Source organism: Pseudomonas abieticivorans, from assembly GCF_023509015.1.
GTDB lineage: Bacteria > Pseudomonadota > Gammaproteobacteria > Pseudomonadales > Pseudomonadaceae > Aquipseudomonas > Aquipseudomonas abieticivorans.
Map to the genome: position 1 here is coordinate 283,900 of NZ_CP094975.1, position 23,227 is coordinate 307,126.

At 63.9% G+C, this 23,227-nt stretch carries 17 protein-coding genes; 12 read left to right on the forward strand and 5 right to left on the reverse strand.

Annotated features, from left to right (window positions below; all coding sequences use genetic code 11):
* Window positions 1-14: 14 nt before the first annotated feature.
* Window positions 15-1,271 carry a HAMP domain-containing sensor histidine kinase gene (locus tag L9B60_RS01250; RefSeq protein ID WP_249675335.1) on the reverse strand — a complete coding sequence of 419 codons (1,257 nt, stop codon included), beginning with the start codon at window positions 1,269-1,271 and terminating at the stop codon, window positions 15-17.
* Window positions 1,268-1,951, reverse strand: coding sequence for a response regulator transcription factor (locus L9B60_RS01255; RefSeq protein WP_249675338.1), 684 nt, complete (start codon window positions 1,949-1,951; stop codon window positions 1,268-1,270). Before L9B60_RS01255 ends, L9B60_RS01250 begins: the two co-directional genes overlap by 4 nt.
* 215 nt (window positions 1,952-2,166) lie before the next feature.
* Between L9B60_RS01255 and bamA the strand changes: the two genes are divergently transcribed.
* The 3 genes from bamA to L9B60_RS01270 all read left to right on the forward strand — a co-directional run bounded on the left by bamA (window position 2,167) and on the right by L9B60_RS01270 (window position 6,762).
* Window positions 2,167-4,533, forward strand: a complete 2,367-nt coding sequence (gene bamA / locus L9B60_RS01260; protein WP_249675341.1) for an outer membrane protein assembly factor BamA — start codon at window positions 2,167-2,169, stop codon at window positions 4,531-4,533.
* A gap of 166 nt (window positions 4,534-4,699) precedes the next feature.
* A complete protein-coding gene (locus L9B60_RS01265; protein WP_249675343.1) occupies window positions 4,700-6,091 on the forward strand; it encodes a T6SS phospholipase effector Tle1-like catalytic domain-containing protein in 1,392 nt (463 codons plus the stop codon).
* 167 nt (window positions 6,092-6,258) lie between these two features.
* Entirely contained in the window at window positions 6,259-6,762 is a 504-nt protein-coding gene (locus L9B60_RS01270) for an RcnB family protein (RefSeq protein WP_249675346.1), read from the forward strand.
* Between the two features lie 128 nt (window positions 6,763-6,890).
* Here the strand turns inward: L9B60_RS01270 and L9B60_RS01275 are convergent, their stop codons facing one another.
* Window positions 6,891-7,649 (reverse strand): SDR family oxidoreductase, encoded by a 759-nt coding sequence (locus tag L9B60_RS01275; RefSeq protein WP_249675348.1) that lies wholly within the window; start codon window positions 7,647-7,649, stop codon window positions 6,891-6,893.
* 15 nt (window positions 7,650-7,664) lie between these two features.
* Window positions 7,665-8,402: a sulfite exporter TauE/SafE family protein gene (locus tag L9B60_RS01280; protein WP_249675351.1), complete on the reverse strand. Its 738-nt coding sequence runs from the start codon at window positions 8,400-8,402 to the stop codon at window positions 7,665-7,667.
* A gap of 142 nt (window positions 8,403-8,544) precedes the next feature.
* Between L9B60_RS01280 and aptA the strand changes: the two genes are divergently transcribed.
* A complete protein-coding gene (gene aptA / locus L9B60_RS01285; RefSeq protein WP_498371218.1) occupies window positions 8,545-9,909 on the forward strand; it encodes an omega-aminotransferase AptA in 1,365 nt (454 codons plus the stop codon).
* Here aptA and pdxR (L9B60_RS01290) read toward each other — a convergent pair.
* Window positions 9,906-11,399: a MocR-like pyridoxine biosynthesis transcription factor PdxR gene (gene pdxR / locus L9B60_RS01290; RefSeq protein ID WP_249675354.1), complete on the reverse strand. Its 1,494-nt coding sequence runs from the start codon at window positions 11,397-11,399 to the stop codon at window positions 9,906-9,908. The two genes, aptA and pdxR (L9B60_RS01290), sit on opposite strands and share 4 nt — an antisense overlap.
* Window positions 11,400-11,578: 179 nt before the next feature.
* On the opposite strand from pdxR (L9B60_RS01290), the gene tauA reads away from it, so the two are divergent.
* The 8 genes from tauA to L9B60_RS01330 all read left to right on the forward strand — a co-directional run bounded on the left by tauA (window position 11,579) and on the right by L9B60_RS01330 (window position 23,195).
* Window positions 11,579-12,592: a taurine ABC transporter substrate-binding protein gene (gene tauA / locus L9B60_RS01295; protein WP_249675356.1), complete on the forward strand. Its 1,014-nt coding sequence runs from the start codon at window positions 11,579-11,581 to the stop codon at window positions 12,590-12,592.
* 47 nt (window positions 12,593-12,639) lie between these two features.
* Window positions 12,640-13,479, forward strand: coding sequence for a taurine ABC transporter ATP-binding protein (locus tag L9B60_RS01300; protein WP_249675359.1), 840 nt, complete (start codon window positions 12,640-12,642; stop codon window positions 13,477-13,479).
* Entirely contained in the window at window positions 13,476-14,345 is an 870-nt protein-coding gene (locus L9B60_RS01305; protein ID WP_249675361.1) for an ABC transporter permease subunit, read from the forward strand. Before L9B60_RS01300 ends, L9B60_RS01305 begins: the two co-directional genes overlap by 4 nt.
* A 115-nt stretch (window positions 14,346-14,460) precedes the next feature.
* Window positions 14,461-15,981 carry a MocR-like pyridoxine biosynthesis transcription factor PdxR gene (gene pdxR, locus L9B60_RS01310; protein WP_249675364.1) on the forward strand — a complete coding sequence of 507 codons (1,521 nt, stop codon included), beginning with the start codon at window positions 14,461-14,463 and terminating at the stop codon, window positions 15,979-15,981.
* A gap of 253 nt (window positions 15,982-16,234) precedes the next feature.
* A complete protein-coding gene (locus L9B60_RS01315; protein ID WP_249675366.1) occupies window positions 16,235-17,566 on the forward strand; it encodes a carbohydrate porin in 1,332 nt (443 codons plus the stop codon).
* A gap of 95 nt (window positions 17,567-17,661) precedes the next feature.
* Entirely contained in the window at window positions 17,662-19,155 is a 1,494-nt protein-coding gene (locus tag L9B60_RS01320) for an amidase (RefSeq protein ID WP_249675368.1), read from the forward strand.
* The gene (locus tag L9B60_RS01325) at window positions 19,152-20,462 is read left to right on the forward strand and encodes a spinster family MFS transporter (RefSeq protein ID WP_249675370.1); all 1,311 of its coding nucleotides are present in this window, start codon (window positions 19,152-19,154) and stop codon (window positions 20,460-20,462) included. Before L9B60_RS01320 ends, L9B60_RS01325 begins: the two co-directional genes overlap by 4 nt.
* 300 nt (window positions 20,463-20,762) lie before the next feature.
* The gene (locus L9B60_RS01330; RefSeq protein WP_249675374.1) at window positions 20,763-23,195 is read left to right on the forward strand and encodes a TonB-dependent receptor plug domain-containing protein; all 2,433 of its coding nucleotides are present in this window, start codon (window positions 20,763-20,765) and stop codon (window positions 23,193-23,195) included.
* The last annotated feature ends 32 nt before the right edge of the window (window positions 23,196-23,227 follow it).

A 23,227-nucleotide genomic window follows, 5' to 3' on the forward strand; every position in this document is an offset into this window, starting at 1 on the left:
TAAAGAAGTACTGATCATGGCCGCAAAGGCAGGTGGATTTTCACCATCAGGCCACCGGTGGGCGGGTTAAGCGCAACAATGCTGCCGCCGTGCATTTCCACCGCACGCTGGGCAATCGCCAGGCCCAGGCCGAAGCCTGCGCCTGGCTCGTCCAGGCCGCGCTCAAAAGGCTGGAAAATACGCGTGAGCCTGCCGCCTTCAACCCCTGGACCCTGGTCGGCGATACGCACCGTCAAGCCCAGGGTATCGACCTGCGTGGTGATGCACACCGCGGTGTGCGGCGCGGTATGGCGCACGGCATTGCGGATGACATTCTCAAAGCACCGGTACAGCAACTCGCCACTGACCCGGCTGATAAAAGCGCCTTGGGCGTGCAACTGCACGTGGCAGTGTTTGATGTCGGCTTCGAACTGGGCGTCCTCGGCGATCACCGCCAGCAGTTCGATCATATCCAGCGGTTCGCTTTCAAGGCTATCGGGACGCCCCTGCAGACGTGCCAGGGTCAGCAGCTCTTCGATCAATGTGTCGATGCGCTCGGACTCGCGCTCGATGCGCCCGAGCATTTCTTCCCGCGCAGGCTCCTGGCGCAGCAGGCCGATGGCCGCCTGCATGCGCGTCAACGGCGAGCGCAGTTCATGGGAGATGTCGTGCAGCAGGTTCTGCTGGGCATCCACCAGCAAGCGCAGCTGATTGGCCATGCGGTCGCAGTCTTCGGCCAGGTCGACGATTTCATCCCGTCGCGTGCCCATCATCGGCTTGACCCGAGTGTCGAAACGGCCCTGAGCCACATCGCTCATGGCCCGGCGCAGGTACACCAACGGCCAGGCCAGGTAGAAGGCCATGTAACCACTGAACAGCGCGCTCATCACCGTGCCGATGATCAACGGCACGGCGCGCCCGGGTCGTCGGTCACGGTCAATGCCGGGGTCCAGGGTAGACCGGATAGAAAGCCTGTCGCCCTCTTTGCTCAACACTGTTTTCTCAAAAGCCGGCACAGGTATCGGCACCCCGGCCACTACGTTGCCAGCACTGTCATACACGCCAATGGCCTGGCCGGTGGGCGGCTGCGCCACTGCCAGCAATTGCTGGCCCGCCTGCAATCCGTACTGGGCCAATAACTGCTCCTCACTGTGCAACGTGGCCTCCAGGTGCGGATCAGCGGGCACGAAGCTGCCGAGCACCAACAACCCCAACCCCACCAGGAAGGTCAGCGTGGTGGCCAGCCAAAAGGCCAGGAATAGCTTGAGGAACAGCCGGCTGGGCTTGATCATTCGGCGATCAACAGGTAGCCCAGGCCACGCACGCTCTGTATCCAGGCCTTGGTGTCGGGGCGCGGGCCAAGCTTTTGGCGGATGCTGCTGATGTGCACGTCGATGCGTCGGTCGTAGCGAGTGAGCGGCCGGCCCAGGGCGTTCAGCGACAGGTCCTGCTTGCTCACCACCTGGCCGGCCTGGCGGGCCAAGGCTTCGAGCAGGCTGAACTCGGTGCTGGTCAGTTCAAGCTGCTGCCCGCCCCATTGGGCCTGGCGCTTACCCGGCCACAGGGCCAGCGTGCCGGTCCTGACCACCTCGCTTGCAGGCGGCTCCAACGGTTGCACCCGTCGCAAGATGGCGCGCAGGCGCGCCACCAACTCGCCCGGCGAGCTGGGCTTGGGCACATAGTCGTCGGCGCCCAGTTCAAGGCCGGTGATCTTGTCGATGTTGTCGCCGCGCGCGGTCAGCAGCACCACCGGCACCTGGCTGCTGACGCGGATACGCCGCAGCACTTCAATACCGGACAGGCGCGGCAACATCACGTCCAGCACCACGATCGCGTAGCGCCCGGACAACGCCTGCACCTCGCCCTCTTCGCCGGTGTGCACCGCGGTTGCGGCAAAGCCTTCGCGCTCCAGGTACTGGGCGAGCAAGGTGGTCAACTCCTGGTCATCGTCGACTAGCAATACGGGAATCATGGTGGGCTCTGGGCGGTGAGTCGTCACAGTGTAAAGCCAAGCGCCATCACCGCTGGCAAACCTTTACCTAACTTGACATTGGGTTAACCGCACCAAACGCCCCGCGCTTTTATGCTGGCGCTCCACTCGCCGGGCCGTTGGGTGCGCCCGGTTTTCCGGCGAGTTCCCTTGGCGCGCCCGCGCTGCTTGTCGATGTGTCCTGGAAAACGATCTTGATGAATTTTACGCGCCTGCTCTGCTCGGTTGCGCTGCTGCTCAATGCCACACTTGCGCACGCCCAAGGCTTCAAAATCTCCGATATCCGCGTCAACGGCCTGCAGCGGGTCTCTGCCGGCAGCGTGTTCGCCGCCCTGCCCCTGAACGTCGGCGACGAGGCCGATGACCAGCGGCTGGTGGAGTCCACCCGCGCACTGTTCAAGACCGGCTATTTCCAGGACATCCAGTTGGGCCGCGACGGCAACGTGCTGATCATCACCGTGGTGGAGCGCCCCTCGGTGGCCGACATCGTGATCGAGGGCAACAAGGCCATCAGCACCGAGGACTTGATCAAGGGGCTCAAGCAATCGGGCCTGGCCGAGGGCGAAATCTTCCAGCGCGCCACCCTGGAAAGCGTGCGCAACGAACTGCAACGCCAATACGTCGCCCAGGGCCGTTACTCGGCCACGGTCGACAGCGAGGTGGTGCCGCAACCGCGCAACCGCGTGCAACTGAAAATCAAGATCGACGAAGGCACCGTTGCCGCCATCAAGCACATCAACATCGTCGGCAACTCGGTGTTCAGCGAAGCCGAACTGGTCGATGAGTTTCAGTTGAAAACCAGCAACTGGCTGTCGTTTTTCAAAAACGATGACAAGTACGCGCGCGAAAAACTGTCTGGCGACCTGGAACGGCTGCGCTCCTACTACCTTGACCGTGGCTACATCAACATGGACATCGCCTCGACCCAGGTGTCGATCTCGCCCGACAAGAAAAGCGTGTTCATCACCGTCAATGTCAACGAAGGGCACAAATACACGGTGCGCGACGTGAAGCTCAGCGGCGATTTGAAGGTGCCCGAGGACCAGGTCAAGGCGCTGCTGCTGGTGCAAAAGGGCCAAGTGTTTTCGCGCAAGGTAATGACCACCACCAGCGACCTGATCACCCGCCGCCTGGGCAACGAGGGCTACACCTTCGCCAACGTCAACGGCGTGCCCACGCCCAACGACGGCGACCACACCGTGGACATCACCTTCGTGGTGGACCCGGGCAAGCGCGCCTACGTCAACCGCATCAACTTTCGTGGCAACACCAAGACCGACGACAAGGTGCTGCGCCGCGAAATGCGCCAGCTCGAAGGCGGTTGGGCCTCCACCTACCTGATCGACCAGTCCAAGACGCGCCTGGAGCGCCTGGGCTACTTCAAGGAAGTCAGCGTCCAAACCCCGGCCGTCACCGGCAAGGATGACCAGGTCGACGTGAACTACACCGTCGAGGAACAGGCCTCAGGCTCCATCACCGCCAGCGTCGGTTTTGCCCAGAGCGCCGGGTTGATCCTGGGGGGCTCCATATCGCAAAGCAACTTCCTGGGCACCGGCAATTACGCAAGCCTGGGCCTGACCCGCTCCGAATACCAGAGCAAGTACAACCTGGCCTTCACCAACCCCTACTTCACCCCAGACGGCGTTAGCCTGGGCTACAACCTGTTTTACAACAAGACCGACTACAGCAAGTACTACGACGACGGCTACTCCTACTACTCGATCAACAGCTACGGCGCCGGCACCACCTTCGGCTACCCGATCAATGAAACCTCGCGCCTGAACTTCGGCCTGACGGTGCAGCACGACACCATTTCGCCGGGCACCTACAGCGCTGACGAGATCTACGACTTCATCGAGCGCGAAGGCAAGGAGTTCACCAACTTCAAGGCCAACCTGGGCTGGTCGGAGTCCACCCTCAACCGCGGCGTGCTGGCCACCCGCGGGCACTCGCAGAACGTCAACCTGATGGTGACGGTACCCGGCAGCGACCTGAGCTTTTACAAGGTGGACTACACCGGGCAGACCTTCCTGCCGGTCACCGACAGCACTTCGCTGCGCTTTCACACCAAGCTGGGTTATGGCAACGGCTACGGCAACACCGACGGCCTGCCCTTCTATGAAAACTACACGGCAGGCGGCGAAGACTCGGTGCGCGGCTTCAAGAGCGGCACCCTGGGCCCACGCAACACCTCGGCCACCGGCAACTACGCCAGTGAAGGCCAGGCTTACTATGCCGACGGCGAGTCGGAAGCCATGGGCGGCAACATCCTGATCACCGGCGGCGCGGAGTACCTGTTCCCCATGCCCTTTATCAAAGACACCAAGTCGGTGCGCACCTCGGTGTTCTGGGACATGGGCAGCGTGTACTCCAGCAAGTGCTACCTGAGCACCACCACCAACTGCGGGACCGTGAGCCTGGACCAAATGGCCAGCTCCGTGGGCCTGGGCGTGACCTGGTACAGCGCCCTGGGGCCGTTGACCTTCAGCCTCGCGGCGCCGATCCGCAAACCGGAAGATGCCGAGACGCAAATCTTCCAGTTCTCGATGGGGCAGACATTCTAAGGGCTGGTACACGCCGGGATGGTGTTGAGGCTTGCGCGGTTGCGCGTACTAGCCTCTTTTTCGCCACTGATATTCAGAAACGTCCTATGTGCACCCGACAGCATTCTGACGATGCTCTGACGGGGCCTTTTGCCTCGTTCGTGCACACCTATCGGCAGGGAACGCTATGACTATCGCAACAGAAGAGAACGCACAGGGCGCCGGCTTTACCGTGCGCCTGGGGCTGTTTTTTGATGGCACCGGCAACAACCAGAGCAACAGCGAGTTGGGTAAGGAGCGCCGCGCCAGCCAGTCGCACCTGGATGGGACCGATGACAGCTATGGCAATGACACCAGCAACGTCGCGCACTTGCACGCGCTCTACCCGGACGACGCAAGGGTGGTGCTGGACGCAAACGCCGAGCACGCTCACCTCAAGGTGTATCTGGAAGGCATCGGCACGCGCACAGGCCAAGGTGATGCTCTCTACAGCCAAGCCACCGGCCGCTGGGGGACCGGTGTGCTGGCACGGGTCGAGCAAATGCCAGCGCGGGTGCTGGCCCAGCTATGCGTTTTGCACGATCACAACCCGGGCCTTGTGATCAGCCGGATCGAGATCGACCTGTTCGGTTTCAGCCGAGGCGCGGCAGCGGCCCGGCATTGCGCCAATGATCTGCTCCAGGGGCCCGACAGTTCATTGGCCCGAGCGATACCCCCCGGTACATCGGGGTTTGCCCAAGGATTCGCCTGGCGCCACCCCACGGACCTGGCCCTCAATTTCATCGGTTTGTTCGACACCGTGGCCGGCATCGTCGCCCCATTACAAGGCGATTTCAGCGCCAACAATGCCCTCAACCCCGGGCTCAACCTGCGCCTTGCGCCGGGCATCGCCCGCCAAGTCGTGCACCTGGTGGCCGAACACGAGTACCGTCACAACTTCGCCCTCACCCGCACCGATGAAGACCTGATGATGCCTGGCAGCCACTCCGACATTGGCGGTGGCTACCTGCCCTTGGCCACGGAACGGGTGCTGCTGAGCAAACCCGACAATAGCCTGAGCCCCCTGCAGGTCCCTAACGAGCACAGCGAAGCCCATCGCCGCACACGCGAATGCCTGGATCGCGAGCTGGACCGCTGGCAGCCCTACTTCCCCGGTAACGGTTTGAGCGTTTTCGCCTGGGATGTGCAAACACACGCACGCACCCGCGATACCCAGCCGGAAAAACGCGTGTATGCCGCCGTCGCAGGGCAGCGCCAGGTCCGCGGCGAGCTTTCGCGGGTGTACCTGCAGATCATGCATCAGCTGGCAGCGCGAGCGGGGGTTGCATTTGCCCCCGATGACGACCGCATGGCACTCCCGGTGGAATTACACCCCATTGCAGCCAAGTTGCGCGCCTATGCCTTGGGCGAACCGTTCGAGCGTCTCAATGCCCAGGAACATTCGCTGCTGCAGCGCCACTACATCCATTTCTCGGCCAATTGGAATGCGCTCAATGGGTGGAAAACCAGCGATCTGGACACGCTGTTCATCAACCGCCCAGGCGAGGACAACCAGCGCACCCTGCACCCCAATGAGTAACATGATGCCCAGCCACGGCCGCATACTCGCCGCGACGACAGATGAAATATCACCGCAACCGTGGACATTTCACCGGGGGCGACGAAACTCAATGGCAGTATGCAGGTCTTTACTGCGCGGCTCAGGGCGTATTGGCCTGCGTCACCGGTCCCCCAATGGAGAAACAGATGAAAAAAATCATCGCGGCATGCTGCGCATCCTTGATGCTGCTGGCACCGCTGGCCAGCTATGCTCAACCAGGGCCAGGTGACGGCGGTCAAAATCGACCACCCGGCCAGCAAGGGGGGCCACAGGGCGGCCCGCAGAACAATGGCGGCCATCAGCAACAGGGCCGGCCGCCGCAAAATGGAGGGCATCAGCAACAACGCCCACCGCAACAAAACGGTGGCCATCAGCAACAACGTCCACCGCAACAGTACCGCCCCAACCCCCAGTACAACCGCCCTGGCGACCACGGCCCGCAAGCCGGCATGCCGCGCCCGCACAGCGAATGGCACCGTGGCGGTTATGCCCCACCGATGTATCGTAACGACCGCTACTGGGTCACCGACTGGCAAGCGCGCCGCCTGCCACCGCCACCGCGTGAACACCGCTGGTTGCGCGTGAACGGTGACTATGTGCTGGTGGCCATTACCACGGGCGTGATCGTGAATATTCTATCGGGGTATTGATCACCCACACCTTGTTGCGAAGTATCGAGAAGCCCGGCCCTGTTGCCGGGCTTTTTCGTTGTGTGCAGTTGTCCAGCAACCGTACGTTGCACACGGCAGTGCGCTTGGGACGTTGACGGTGCGACCGTTTACCCGCGAGCAATCGCGAAGTTGTTCCAAGCCTGGGTCACCGGCATCAATTCCAGACTGTTGACATTGATATGTGCCGGCTGGTTGAGCAGCCAGTAGATCGTCTCGGCGATATCGGCCGGTTGCAAGGGTTGCGCATCGGCGTACACCGCCGCGTATTTTTGCCGGTCGCCCGCAAAGCGCACCAGCGAGAATTCGCTTTCGCACAACCCGGGCTCCAGGTTGGTGACTCGCACGCCGGTGCCTTGCAAGTCGCAACGCAGGTTCAGCGAGAATTGCCGCACGAAGGCCTTGCTCGCGCCATAGACATGGCTGCCAGGGTAGGGCCAGTTACCGGCGATGGAGCCCAGGTTGACGATACTGGCGCCCTGGCCATGGGCGATCAGCCGTGGCAACAGCAAGCGGGTGCTGTACAGCAAGCCCTTGATGTTGGTGTCGACCATGGTGTCCCAATCATCCAGCGAACACTGCTGCGCAGCTTCGGTGCCCAAGGCCAGGCCTGCGTTGTTGATCAGCCCGCGCAAGGTCGCGAACGCGGCCGGCAATGAGTCGATGGCGGCCTGCATGGCGACACGGTCGCGAACATCGAGTACGAGCGGTAGAACCTCGGCTTGCCCACCCAGCTCGTCGGCCAGGCGCAACAGACGCTCTTCGCGCCGCCCCGTCAGGACCATGGACCAGCCCGCCTGGGCAAATCGTCGCGCGCAGGCTTCGCCGAAACCGGACGTGGCACCGGTGATAAATACAGTGGGTTGCATGTTGATGCTCCAGGGTCAGGACCATGCCCGGCCCAGCAGGCCAAACCCTGCCAGCGCCAGCAATAGCCATTGGGTGATGCGTGCCGCAGGTTCAGGGCCAATACGCAGGAATAAGCGCTGCCCCAGCCCCAACCCCAACAACAGCGGCAGTAGCAGGGCCAACGCCTGGCGCGGCGCTTGTGGGCCGATGGCCTGGGCCAGCGCCAACCCCGCCAGGGCCGCCAGGTCGACGGCGAAAAAGAACATGATCAGGGTGGCCCGCAGAACGCGGGCGCGCAGCCCGCAGTGGCTGAGCCAGGCCACCACCAACGGCCCGCCGATGGAGAATGCGGCGATCAGCGCGCCACTGCTGCCACCCACCAGGATCGCAGCCAGCGGCCCACGGCCCATGGGCAGGGCCACCCGCGCCAGCCCCAGCAACGCCAGGGCCGCCACCAGCAGGTACACACCCAGGCTCAGCCAATCGCTGTTAAGGCCGGTCAGCACACCGATGCCCAACGGCACCCCGCATGCCGCCGCCAGCAACACCCGGCGCAACAGTCGATAATCGGCTTCGGCGATGGCGCTGCGCAGCAACATGACGCTGGAGGCGACTTCAAGGCACAACACCACCGGCACCGCGTCACGCAGCGAGCCGAGCATGGCCAGGCCAACCACGGCAATGGCCGCGAACCCGAAGCCGGTCAAGCCCCGCACCACCGCAGCCACTACTACACACAGCGCACTCAAGGCCCAGCTCAATTCAGCGTTCACGCGGCGCTCCTTTGACAATGGCGCCACTCTAGTCAGCGCCCCTGTCGAGCCTTTAGAGCCAGTCGGGCATTTCGATGGGTCCAGTGCCTGCCTAACTGGCTCCATCGAAAAGCCGATCTGGATCTAAGCAGCCCGGGGTTGCATGACTAGGCTGCTGGCAACCGGCGAATCTGCGCCCGACCCCAGGAGTGACCCATGGCAACGAACACTCGACCACCAATGGATGCCCTTTACCGACAACCGCGAATTCCAGCGCGCCCCACAATTGTTCGTACGTGCCGAGGGCGTGCGCTACTGGACCGCCGAGGGCCGCGAACTGCTCGATGGCAGTTCCGGGCTGTTCTGCAGCGCGGCCGGGCATGGTCGCACCGAGATCGCAGAAGCGGTGTGCAAGCAACTCTTGACGCTGGACTTCACCCCGCACTTCCAGCGCGCTTCGCCGCTGTCCTTCGAACTGGCCGAACGCTTGAGCGAACTGCTGCCCAAGGGGCTTGATAAACTGTTTTTCACCAACTCAGGATCCGAGTCTGTGGACAGTGCCATGAAAATCGCCCTGGCCTACCACCGTGCTCGCGGCCAGGCTCAGCGCACCCGCTTCGTCTCGCGGGAATGGGCCTACCATGGGGTCAATTTCGGCGGCGTGGCGCTGTCCGGGATGATGCGCAACCGCCAGGCATTTGCCACCGGCGGCCTGCCCCACGTCAGCCACATGCGCCACACCTGGCAGGAACAGCAGCGCTACCAACTGGGTGAGCCGGCCCAGGGCGAAGACCTGGCCTGCGACCTTGAACGCATCATCGCCACCCACGGCGCCGACAGCATTGCCGCCTGTTTTGTCGAACCGATCGCCGGCTCCATCGGCGTCTACGTGCCTCCGGCCGGCTACCTCAAGCGCCTGCGCGATATCTGCGACACGCACGGCATCCTGTTGGTGTTCGACGAAGTGATCACCGGTTTCGGCCGCACCGGCGAGGCTTTCGCGGCGCAGAGCTTCGCGGTCAAACCGGACATCATCACCATGGCCAAAGCCTTGACCAACGGCGCCGTACCAATGGGCGCGGTCGCGGTCGACCAGTCGATCTATGAAACCGTGGTGGCTGCAAGCCAAGGCCAGGGGCCAGAGCTGTTTCACGGCTACACCTACTCTGGCCACCCGGTGGCCTGCGCGGCGGCATTGGCGTCATTGAATATCTACCGTGACGAAGACTTGTTCGGCCGCGGTCGACAGTTGGCGCCGCACTTTCTGGAGTCACTGAGCGGCCTGCGTGGCCTGCCGCACGTCAGCGACCTGCGCGGCTACGGCCTGCTCAGTGGCATCCAGTTGACCCCCGGCGCCACGCCAGGGGCCAAGGGCGCCCAGGTGCAACGCGCGCTGTATGACGCCGGCCTGCATGTGAAGACCACCGGCGACGCAATCATATTCGCCCCGGCACTGGTGGCCAGCCGCAGCGAAGTGGATGCGATGTTCGAGATACTCAAGGCCACCTTGGCCTGTGAAACGCTTTAAACCCACTCGGGTTGATGCAGTTCACGCCATGCCTGCCCCAGGGCAGCAATGCCCGCCTCGATCTGGTCTTCGGCAATGGCGCCGAAGCCCAGGCGAAAATGGCAGACCGGGCGGCCTTCACCCAGAAAGTGAATGTCACCCGGCTCGATCAATACCCCCCGCCGCGCCACCTGGCGTTGCAGCGCCCAGGCGTCCAGCCACGCAGGCCCCGTGACCCAGATCGACGAGCCTCCCGCCATGCCGCTGGCGTGGCATTGCGGCAAGTGCTCGGCCAGTGCACGGCTGATTACCCGCCACTTGCGCGCCAGCCGGTCACGCAGTCGCCGAGCATGGGCATCGTAGTGCCCCATGGCCAAAAACAACGCGAGGATGCGCTGGTTGTTCGACGGTGGGTGACGGTACATGTAGCGGCGCAATGCACGCAGTTCATGGACCAATTCGTCATCGGCGACAATGAACCCCAGGCGCACCCCCGGTAACAGGCTTTTGGTCAGGCTGCCCAGGTAGACCACCCGTCCACTGTCGTCATAACTCTTGAGCGCCGGGTGGTTACTGCCCAGAAAGTTCTGCTCGCTTTCGTAGTCGTCCTCGATGATCAAAAAGTCATGTTCGCGGGCACTGGCCAACAGCTCCAGGCGCCGATAAAGCGGCATCGTGACCCCGGTCGGTGACTGATGGCTGGGCGTACAGAACAGCATCTCGCAGCCCTGCAACTGCTCGCTCACCACCAAGCCCTGGCGGTCGATTCGCAATGCGCGCAAGTCGCAGCCGCTCAAGCTGAAAATGTTGCGTGCATCGACGTAGCCCGGGTCTTCCAGGCCCATTACCAGGCCTGGCCGGCCCAGCAGGCGGGCCAGCATGTACAGCGAGTTCTGCGTACCGATGGTTACCAACACCTGCTCGGGACGCGCCTTGATGCCGCGCTTGGGCAGCACGCGCGCAATGATCTGATCCACCAGCAGTGGGTCATCGAGCATGACCTGGTCGTCAACCCAGCTGCGCATGTGCGCCCCGCTGGCGGCGATGCGCGCACAATCGCGCCAGCGCGCGGCGGTCTGTTCGTCGGCCTCCACCTGCCCGTAGATAAAGGGGTAGCGATAGTCCCGCCAATTGCGCGGTTTGACGATGGCACGCATCTGCGCCGACTCGGTCTGCAACCGCCGCTCCCAGTTCGGGGCATGGTCCGGCCGTTCGAACAAGGTCTGCGCGCGCGGCCGCAGGCTGATGTTGAGCTGCTGGCGCAAAAATTTTTCATTGATGAAATAACCGCGGCGATCCGACGGCGTGAGGTAGCCGTCCTGGACCAGTTGTTCGTAAACCAGCACCACGGTGTTGCGCGACACCTTGAGCAGTTCACACAATTTGCGCGACGAAGGCATGGCGTCACTGGGCGCCAGGGCCCCATCGAGGATGGCATTGAGCAAGCTTTCGCGCAGTTGCTCCTGCAGGCCGCGCCCCGCTTCGAAGGGTCGGAAATAACGCTCCAACATGGTTCCTGCTCCGTGGCCGGCGCCCCCTTATGGCGCGCCTGGTTTGCTGCATGCCTTGCCCCGCAAGGCCCCGCCCGGCCTCTGGTACCAAAGGCCGGGGCAACTGGATCTAAAGCAAGCGGCGGGCCGCCTCTAGGATGGGTTGCGCAGTCAATGCATTCCCCTATCGGAGTTTCATCATGCTCAAGCCCCTGCAATGGATTCGACGCTCCCTGCTGTTGCCCTTTACCGTGCTGACCCTGGGCCTTGCCGCCAATGCCCAGGCACAGACGGTGACCATCGGGGTACAAAGCATGTTTGCGCCCTGGAAGAACGCCATCGCCCAAAAGCAGTTCGAGAAGGCTACCGGTTGGGACATCAAGTGGCGCAACTTCGACAGCGGCGGTGACGTGATGATGGCCATGGCCTCAGGCGACGTGCAGATCGGTGTGGCCGGCAGCAGCCCGATCGCGGCCGCCGTGAGCCGAGGGGTGGACGCCCAGCTGTTCTGGATCCTGGACAACATCAACGACGCTGAAGCCCTGGTGGTGCGCGATGGCAGCGGCATCGTCGCGCCCCAGGACCTGGCCGGCAAGACCCTGGCGGTGCCCTTCGTCTCCACCACCCACTTTCATGCGCTGTTTGCCCTGGAGCAATTCGGCCTGAGCGGCAAGGTCAAGGTCATCAACCTGCAACCCTCGGACATCCCGGCGGCCTGGGCACGGGGCGACATCGACGCCGCGTTCATCTGGGACCCGGCGCTGGGTAGGCTCAAACAAACCGGCCACGTGCTGCTGACGTCGGGCCAATTGACCCAGTGGGGCAAGGCCACCTTCGACGGCATCGTGGTAGACCGTAAGTTTGCCGCTGCCAACGCGGCCGGCATGCAGGCCTTGACCCAGGTCTTGCAAGCCAGCACGGCCGACTACGTGCAGGCCCCCAAAAGCTGGACCGCCGACTCGCCACAGGTGATTAACGTGGCCCGCCAATCGGGCGCCAAGCCCGACGACGTTCCGCCGGTGCTGGCTTTGTACCAATTCCCGCTGGCTGCCGAACAGGCCGGCAACAACTGGTTGGGCGATGGCAAGGACGGCGGCGCCGCCAAGGCCCTGGCAGCCACGGCGGCCTTCCTCAAGGACCAGAAGAAAATCCCGGCGGTGCTGCCCGACTACAGCGTGGCGATCAACCCCAGCTTCGTCCAGGCGGCGCAGTGACCCAAAGCCCCGGGCGGCCGAGCGCCGCCCCCAACCAGGAGACAGCCATGGGCCTGAGCCTGAAAATACATGACGTTTCGGTGCACTACCCGGGACAGAAAAAAAGCCCACCGGTGACGGCGCTCTCCGGGGTGAACCTGGACATCGCCAGCGGCGACTTCGTGGTCGCCCTGGGCGCATCAGGGTGTGGTAAGACCACCTTGCTTAACCTGATGGCCGGCTTCATTCAACCCAGCACTGGCCTGATCACCCTGGGCGACTTCCAGGGCCAGGTCCCGCAGCAGACTTCCCGGGCCGCGCAGTTGCGCGACCAGGTCAGCGGGCCAGGCGCCGAGCGCGGGGTGGTGTTCCAGAAACACGCGCTGCTGCCCTGGCTCAACGTGCTCGACAACGTCGCCTTCGGCCTGAAACTGCGTGGTGTGGCCCGCGCCGAGCGCGAAGGGCGAGCGCGGCACTTCCTGCAACTGACAGGCCTGGCCGACTTCGCCGGGCATGCCGTGTACCAGCTTTCCGGCGGCATGCAGCAACGGGTCGGCATCGCCCGGGCGCTGACCAACGACCCGCAAATGCTGCTGCTTGACGAGCCCCTCGGCGCCCTCGATGCATTGACCCGCGAACGCCTGCAGGAACTGATCCTGCAGATCTGGGAGCGCACGGGCAAGATGATGTTTTTCATTACCCACGACGTCGAGGAAGCGCTGTTCATGGCCACGCGGTTGATCATCATGTCGCCGCGCCCGGGGCGCATCACCCACGAGTTTGCGCTCGACTTCGGTCGGCGCTTCCTCGCGGGCCAGGACGCCCGCGCGGTGAAATCCAGCCCGGACTTCATTGCCTTGCGCGAGCAGGTGCTGAGCATTATCCACGGTGATGAGGAAGCCGCATGAGCCTGTTCGACGATAAGCAACGCCATGCCGTTTTGCGCGCCTTCAATGAACTGCGCCGGGCCGCACCCGCGCGCCCTGGCGAACAGTACGGGGCGCCCGGCAATGGCTCCAGCCTGGTGCTCAGCCTGGTGACGATCGGGGTGATGCTGGCCGCCTGGTACCTGGCGACCAACGCGAACTGGATCAAGCCGCTGTTCCTGCCTTCACCCCAGGCGGTGTGGGCGCAGTTCGTGAATGTGGCCGGCGAAGGCTTTGCCGATGCCACCCTGCTCAGCCACATCGGCTGGAGTGCTCTGCGGGTATTCGGCGCGTTTGTGTTGGCCGTGCTGACGGCCATTCCGATCGGCATCCTGATGGGCGTCAACCGTGTGGCCCGGGGCATCTTTGATCCGTTGGTAGAGTTTTATCGGCCGTTGCCGCCGCTGGCGTACCTGCCGCTGGTGGTGATCTGGATGGGTATCGGCGAAGGCTCCAAGGTGCTGCTGATCTACCTGGCGATGTTCGCCCCCTTGGCACTCAGCGCCCGTGCCGGGGTCAAGTCGGTGGCCATCGAGCAGATCCACGCGGCCTACTCCATGGGCGCCAGCCGCGGCCAGGTGCTGCGCCACGTGATCATGCCGGCGGCCCTGCCCGAGGTGCTCACCGGCATGCGCATCGCCATCGGCTTCGGCTGGACCACCCTGGTGGCCGCCGAAATGGTCGCCGCCACGGCGGGGCTGGGTTTCATGGTGCTGACCGCGTCCAAGTTCATGGCCACGGACGTGGTGATCATGGGCATCCTGGTGATCGGCGCGATGGCCCTGTTGTTCGACCTCGGCATGCGTTGGCTGGAACGCCGGCTGGTGCCGTGGAAAGGCAAGGTGTGAGCGCTAAGCCAGCCCCCCACGTAGCGCCGAACAGAGTCCTGGGTTAGGCTCTGTCTGAAATCTTAAACAGAGCCGCGGGTGGCGGGCATCGCCATCATCATTGATGTAAGGCCCCGTGAACAAGACCCTGACACGCGCCGGTAAGCACGACTTGATGTGGCGCCAACTGTTGCCCAAAACCCGACGTGACGACGAGCCGCTGCAGGTGCAACTGTGCACCGCCTTCGTCACGGCAATCCTGGACGGCCGGCTGCCCGCCGGCACGCGCCTGCCTTCGGGCCGGGACTTGGCGCAACTGACGGGTGTTTCCCGCAACACCGCCGTGCTGGTCTACGAGCGGTTGAGCTGCGAGGGCTATATTGAGTCCCGCCTGCGCGATGGCTTTTTTGTCAGCGCCGATATTACCCCGACCCAGGTCGCCCATGAACCCGCGCCCGCCACCAGCGCGTTGCCCGATTGGGGCCACCGCCTCAAGGCCATGGACCAGAGCGTGGCGTGGGCCGACCGCCCCACCGTTTGGCGGCGGGTGCGCTATCCGTTTGTTTACGGGCAATTCGACCCGCGCCAATTTCCCCTTTCGCAGTGGCGCCAGTGCAACCGTCAGGCAAACGAGCGCAAGGCCGTCGACCGTTGGTGGCAGGAAGGCGAACAGGTGGCCAGCGCGCAACTGATCGACCAACTCATCCGCCGGGTACTGCCGCGCCGTGGCATTGCCGCCACTGGCGAGCAAGTGCTGCTGACCCTGGGCCGCCAGCAAAGCTTCTACCTGCTGGCCCGGCTGCTGGTGCGCGAGGGTGTCAGCGTCGCCGTCGAAGACCCCGGCTACATGGACCCGCGCAACGTCTTTGCCTACAACGGTGCCAGGATCGTGCCGTTGCCAGTGGACGAGCAAGGCGTGGTGCCGAGCGCACATTACGCTGGGTGTGACTACCTGTATTGCACGCCTGCCTACCAGTGCCCAACCGGGGTCACCTTGAGCGCGCAACGCCGGGCCACCTTACTGAGCCTGGCCGCGCAACACGATCAGGTGATCATCGAGGACGATGACGACCCCGAAACCCAATACGACGGCCAGGCATTGCCAGCGCTCAAGGCGCTGGACCGCCATGACCGGGTCATCTACCTCAGCAGTCTGTCCAAACTGTTGTCACCGGGGTTGTGCATCGGTTACATCGTCGCCCCGGCGCCGGTCATCGAACGACTGCGCCAACTGCAACGGATGATGATCCGGCAGATCCCCGGCAACAACCAGGTGACCGCAGCGCTGTTCATCGAGCAGGGCCACTACGACCGGTTGCTGCAACAGGCCCGCGAAAAACTGGCGCAGCGCGCCGCATTGATCACCCGCGCGCTGCGCGAATACCTGCCCCAGGCAAGCTTTATCCCCCCCACTGGCGGCGCCACGCTCTGGTTGCAACTGCCCCATTGCCATGACCTGACGCAGCTGTACGGCGAAGGGTTGGCCAAGGGCGTGTTGTTTGATCCTGGCAATGCATTTTACCTGGCCGCCGAAACCGGCAAGGCCAACCCGGCCCTGCGCCTGGGGTTCGGCTCGATTGACATGGATGCCATCGTGCCCGGCATCCAGGAATTGGCCCGGGTGATAACCGCCCATTGGCAGCGTCACAAACGCTGAACCGCACTGCCCAAAGGCACGCCACCCTCCGTTCGCACCACGGCTGCGCAAGCCTTGCGCCACGCTGAACCGGTTGCTGTGCAGCGCCCTTAGAAGCTGACTGCAAGCCAGGCAAACCGGGGCGTTCACTGGCCCCATCGATAGATGCCGTTGGCGCCATGCACGGGTGGTGAAAATGCACGGATACTGAGGCCACAACCCAAGGGTAACCGCCGCTGGGTGTCGTCCTACTTGATTACCAAAGGATGGGGAAATGTTGAAGATGCGTTGCATGCCTTACTCGATGAAAGCTTGCTTGCTGGCGCTTGCCTGGATCGCCGGGGCGACTGCCCACGCGGCAGACGGCGACAGCCCGGCGGTTGCGCCGGCCAAACCCAAATGCCTGGATTACGATCGCTACCTGACCCGTGCCGAAATCGCCGTCAAGTCGGTGCCGGTGTGCGCCCGGGTCAGCCCACAACTGGGCGGTTTGCGTGAAGCCCTGGCCGAGCATGGCTTTGGTTTCACCGCCACCTCCTACAACGGCTACACCTATGATGTGCTGGGGCACAATGCCAAACCCCAGGTGTACAACGGGCAGAACCCCAGCTACAACGCATCCCTCAGCACCTACCTGACCTACGACCTGACCCGCCTGGGCTTTGCCAACGACGCACAGTTCACCCTGGCTGCGCAGTGGGTGGGGGCCAACTATACGCCGGCCAACCCGCGTGTCACGACCATGACCGTGTTCGCCATCAACCAGTCGTTTTTCAATAAACAGTTGGAACTCGAATATGGCTTTATCCCTGGCGTGCGGCTGTTCTACGGCATCGCCCTGGGCGGTAACGCTTCGACCGCGGCCCTGGGCCCCAGCAGCGTGGTGCCCTTCCAGGTGGGCATGTCGGCCACCGAGCCCACGCCGACCGTCAACGTGATCGTGCGCGACCCGTCCCTGCGTTTCTACAATAGCTTTGCGCTCACGCGCAGCGCCAGCCCTGGCGGCATCGCCCAGGACGTCAAGGACAACCCCAGCGGGTTTCGCCTGAACGTGCCCGATGCCAAGGCGCTGTTCATCAACGAACTGGGTTACAAGCAAGCCGCCAGTGCCAGCGAAAATGCCGCTTGGCTCAGGCTGGGCACCCTGTACAACACCAGCCAGTACACCGAGTTCAAGACGGGTGAAAAATCCGCCGACAACTACAGCCTATACCTGGGGGCCACGGTCCAGGTCAGCAAGCCTTGGGGCGACGCACGCGGCTGGTACCTGGACAGCAAGCTCGACTACTCGCCGGACTCGGTCAATGCCATCAACAAGGCCGCCCAATTGACGGCCTTCAATGTCGGCCCCTTCGCCAGCCGCCCGGCAGACATGATGGCGGTGGGCGTTACCAAGAGTTACTACAGCAAAGAGTTGCGTGACCTGTACGCGGGCTATGGCATGGACAGCGCCGGCTACACGCTGGCAGCCACTGCTTCATACGCCGCCCGGGTGCTGCCCGGCGTCTACCTGATCAGCGGCTTGACCTATACCCGTAACCCGGTGTTTACGCCGGTGCACGGCGATGCGCTGTTGCTGCAGGAGTCGCTCAACTTGCTGTTCTGATAGCGCTCGCCAGTCACGCCTCTTTCACTCAAGATACCCCGGCTTGCAAACCCTGAGGTTTGCCGGAGCGGGCCTCTGTACCCGAGGATTTGCCCATGACCCTTGATGCAACTGCGTTTTTGTCCCAGGCCGATTATCTGGCGCTGGACGCCACCGCCATGGCCGAAGGTGTGCGCAACGGCACGCTGCAAGCACAGGCGTTGCTGCACGCCGCCATCGAGCGCTGTGAGCAGCTCAACCCGCAGGTCAACGCCGTGGTGATGCGCCACGATCAGCTGGCGTTCGACCAGTTGCGCGCCCGCCAGGCCGCCGGTACCGAGCGCCAGGGCGCGCTGGCCGGCGTGCCGATGCTGCTCAAGGACCTGAACACCTACCTGGCAGGCACCGTGACCACCAACGGCTCGTGCTTGCTGGCCGATACCCCGCCAGCGCAAGCCAATAGCACCGTGGTCGAGCGCTACCTGGAAGCCGGCATGCTGGTGTTCGGCAAGACCGCCAGCCCCGAGTTCGGCATGACCACCACCACCGAGTCCGCCCTGTGGGGGGCCACGGGCAACCCATGGCGACCGGGCTACAGCGCCGGCGGCTCATCGGGTGGTGCGGCGGCGGCCGTTGCAGCGGGCATCGTGCCGGTGGCCCATGCCACCGACGGCGGCGGCTCGATTCGTATTCCCGCGTCCTATTGCGGTGTGTTCGGCATGAAGCCCACCCGCTACCGCAACCCACAGGGCCCGGCCAGCTTCGAAGGCTGGTTTGGCGCCAGCTGCGGGCATGTGGTGTCGCGCAGCGTACGCGACTCGGCGCTGCTGCTGGATGTCAGCCATGGCCATGAACGTGGCAGCCCCTACTGGCTGGCACAACCAGCGCGGCCCTTCGGCGAGGAGGTACGGCGCGCACCCCACGCCTTGCGCATCGGCGTGGTCAGCGACGACTTGACCGGCACGCCGTTGCACCCAGACATACAGGCGGTACTGCAACAGACCGTCGAGCGGCTGCAAGCGCTAGGTCATCAGGTGCGCCCCTTGACGCTGCCCGTCGATGCCCAACAGCTGTACGGTGCCCACGGTGCCACCAGCGGCGTGACCTTACTGACGGCAGTGCGCGACCGCGAGGCCGCGTTGGGCAGGCCGATGGATGCGCACGCCCTGGAGCCAGTGACGCGCCATGTGCTAAACCAGGCCAGCAGCGCGACCGCCGAGCAGTTATACCGCGCCCGCCGCACCTTCGAGCTGGTGGGGCTGAAGATGGAGGCGGTTTTCGACGACATCGACCTGATCCTGTCACCGGTAACGGCTCACCTGACCCCGCCCCTAGGCTTGCTCAGCCTGCAGAACCGCTACGAGGACTACGTTCGGCACATCGTCGGCAGCATCGGCTTCACCGTGTTGGCCAACGTCAGTGGCCAGCCGGCGATGTCCGTGCCATCGGGCGCCAGCCGCGACGGCCTGCCGATCGGCATGATGTTCACCGCGGCGGCCTGCCAGGAAGGCCGGCTGTTTCAACTGGCCGGGCAACTGGAGCACCACTACCCTTGGGGCCTGCCCCGGCACGACACCCACCCGGCACACCAGGGGAGCGTCCACGCATGAGCACGCAGGCTCGCGGCTGGCGCCGCCACTACACGTTGTTTCTGTTGTTCATGGTCTCGGCCGTCAGCCTGATCGACCGTCAGATCATGGGCATCGTCATCGAGCCCATCAAGGCTGAGTTCCATGTCACCGACACGCAGATCGGCCTGCTCACCGGGCTTGGGTTTTCCTTGGTGTATTGCCTGTTTGCCATCCCGATCGGCCGCTTCGCCGACCGAGCCAACCGCCGCAACCTGATCGGGCTGTGCTGTGCCGGCTGGAGCGCCATGACCCTGCTGTGCGGCTGCGCCACCAGCTATTGGGGCCTGGCGCTGGCACGCCTGGGGGTGGCCATTGGCGAATCGGGCAGCGGCGCCGCCTCGATGTCGATGATCGCCGATCTGTACCCGCCTCATCAGCGCGCCAAGGCCATCAGCGTGTTCATGCTGGGCGCGCCCATTGGTGCATTGCTGGGCCTGAGCGCGGGCGCCTGGATCGCTTATGACTATGGCTGGCGGCAGGCCTTCGTGTGGGTGGCCGTACCGGGGCTGGTGACCGCCGTGCTGTTGCGCTTGAGCGGTTGGGAGCCACGCCGGGGTACGTGGGAGTCGCCCACGGCCGGCTCCACCCCTCACGAATCGCTGTGGCCTGTGCTGCGCGGCGCGTGGCAGTGCAGCCCTTTTGTGCGCATCGCCTGCGCCGGCGCGCTGCTGGCCTTTTCCGGGTATGCCTTCAGCATCTGGAGCACGGCCTTTTTGGTGCGTACCCACGGGCTCACCCTCAAGGACGCCGGCACGCTCATGGGCTTGGTGGCAGGCCCCGGCGCCATCATCGGCTCGCTGTCCAGCGGCTGGCTGACCGCGCACCTGGGGCGACGCGATTCACGCTGGCAACTGGGGGTACCGATTATCGGCGCCCTGTTGGCCTTCCCGATGGCCGCCGGTTTCGCCCTGTACCCGGCTGGCTCGCCCTGGCTGCTGGGCGCGTTGCATATCCCCCGCGCCGCCGCTTTCATGTTCGGCATGTCGGTGTTTGGCATGTGGTGGATGGCCCCCAGCTACACCGCCATCGCCCAACTGATCGCCCCGGCGCGGCGCGCCACGCTGATCGCGGTGTACAACTTCGGCATCATGGCGCTGGGTGCCGGTTTCGGCCCGCTGGCGGTCGGCGTGCTCAGCGATCACCTGGGCCAACTGGCCGGTGCCAACGCGCTGCGCTGGGCGCTGGTGATTTGTGCCAGTGGCTACCTGCTGGCCAGCGCCATCCTGCTCAGCGTGCTCAAGCCCTACACTCAGGTGGCGCAGGAAACGCGCCTGCGGTTTGGCTAGCGGCTTGCGCAGCGCCGTTAGCGCCGGGGGGGCACCCCCGGCGCGGCCACTTAGGCCAGGGCGCGCCGCAGAATCGTTACAGCTCGCAGCTCAAAAACATTAATTAAATACATAATCAATAATACATAAATGCAAATAAAGAATAATATACATATACCAAAAAAGAATTTCCACACAGTTTGTTATGCAAATACTATCCACCACAGACGACATCGTTGCTCGCCGAACACACCACCTTCAGGCTATTGAAGCTGTACCCACACCAAGGGCCAGTGCCAGTTTTAATGGACGCTGCCCCCCATGCCAGACGCATACTCAAACGGCCCTGCCAAGCAATTCCCGCTGTCAGCCCTGACCGCCTCGCTGCTGCTGAGCGCCGTCGCGCCGTTCGCCGACGCGGCGGCCGAAGACACCAAACTCAATGCCGTGACGGTGATTTCCACCGGCGTGCGCGGCCAGCAGCGCACCGTGGCCGACAGCCCGGCGCCCATCGATATCATCAACAGTGACCAACTGCTCAAGACTGGCCGCGCGGAGCTGTCCGAGGCGATTTCCAAGCTGCTGCCCTCGTTCAACTTCGGCACCAACATCGCCGGCTACAACTCCGTCACCCGCCCCTTAAGCAACCGCAGCCTGGGCCCGACCTATACCTTGGTGCTGGTCAACGGCAAGCGCCGGCACAACGGCGCGGTCGGTCAACGTGGCTCGATCGACAACAGCGGCGCCAATGCCGTGGACATCGACCTGATCCCGGTGAGCGCCGTGGACCACATCGAAATTCTCAAGGACAGCGCCGCCGCCCAGTACGGCTCTGACGCCGTGGCGGGGGTGATCAACATCATCCTCAAGGCCACCGACAGCGGTGGCCACCTGGAAACCAGCTACGGCAAGTTGTATTCCGGCCAGGGCGAAACCCTGAAAGTGGCCGGCGACGAGGGCTTCAAACTCGGCGAAAGCGGCTTTTTCCACCTGGCGGCCGATGCGCGCAAACGCGGCGAGGCGTCGTGGAACGACAAGGCCGACAGTACCGTGAAAGCCTACAACGACCCGGCCAAGCAAGCCGCCTGGGACCATGTGGCGATCAAGAACGGCGACCCGGACCTCAAGGCCTTCAACCTGGCCTACAACGCCGAACTGCCGCTGGATGACGTCACCCTGTACTCCTTCAGCACCTACGGCGAGCGTGACGCCGAGGCCGCCAACTACTACCGCCTGCCCAACGGCACCGCGTCGGTGCCAGAGATTTTCCCGGACGGCTACTTCCCGCTCAACAACATCAAGGACACCGACTACCAGTTCCTGTTTGGCGGCAAAGGCGAACTGGCCAACTGGAACTGGGACCTGAGCACCACCTACGGGCGCAACAACGTGCACCACTCCAGCGACCTGAACCTGAACCCGTCCCTGGGCACCGCTTCGCCCACCAGCTTCAGCAATTTGGCTACCTTTCGCTTCGAGCAGTGGGTCAACAACCTGGACTTCACCCGCCACTACGACAGCCTGTTCAACCTGACCTCGCCAGTGCAAGTGTCAGCGGGCCTGGAGCATCGCTGGGAGCGCTTTCGCACCTTTGCCGGCGAGCCCGACGCCTACATCACCGGCACCTACCCCGCCGCCTCCGGCGCCCAGGCCGCCGTGACCATCCGCCCGGAAGACGAAGTCAGCCTGATCCGCAACAACTACGCCGGTTACCTGGACCTGGGCTTTGACCTCACCGAGCGCTGGTTCGTCGACGTGGCCGGGCGCATCGAACATTACGATGACGATTCGGGCAACACCTTTGGCCTTAAAGTGAACTCGCGCTATGAACTGACCGACACCGTCGCGGTGCGCGGCACCGTGGGCACCGGTTTCCGTGCGCCGTCCCTGACCCAGATCGGCTACACCGTGGCCGACAACCGCGTGGCCACGGATGTGAACGGCAACGTGGTACCGGCCGTGACCCGCCTCACGCCCTCAAGCAGCAGCCTGGCCAAGGCCTTGGGTGGCGATGACCTCAAGCCCGAGAAATCCCGCAACCTGGGGCTGGGCCTGACCTGGCAACCAGCGCCGCGCACCAGCGTGACGGCAGACGCCTACCTGATCGACATCGACGACCGCATCGCCCTCACCAGCAACATCTACGACCAGGGCAACGGCGTGATCAACGGCATTTTGCAGTCCCAGGGCGTGGCCAGCGGTACCTGGGTCAACTACTACACCAACGCCTTCGACACCCGCACCCGGGGCCTGGACATCGTGGCCGACCACACCACGCCGCTCGATGCCTTGGGCGATGTGCGCTGGAGCCTGGGGTTCAACTACAACAAAACCACCATCGAGGACATGCGCGACACGCCGGCCTCGCTGGCAGGCTCCGGGGTCACCCTGGTGGGCCGCGACCGCGAAGGCGACCTGACCGAAGCCTCGCCCAAGACCAAGTGGATCGTGGGTGCCAACTGGAAACTCGACGACCTGGCGGTGAACCTGCAGACCACCCGCTACGGCTCGGTCAAGACCTTGGCGGTAAACCCCAGCGGGGACCGCAGCTTCGGCGCAAAATGGATCACCGACCTGGACATTGCCTACACCTTCTTCGACCACCTGACCGCCAGCATCGGCGGTACCAACATCTTCGACGTGCGCCCCGACAAGCACGCCGTGTACAGCAGCCTGGGCCTGGCGGCCTATGGCAACCCGCCGTTCTACCCCGGTGGCGGCTACTGGTACACCAAGCTCGCCTACGACTTCTGACCCACCCGGCCGCGCCGCCGCACGGTGGCGCG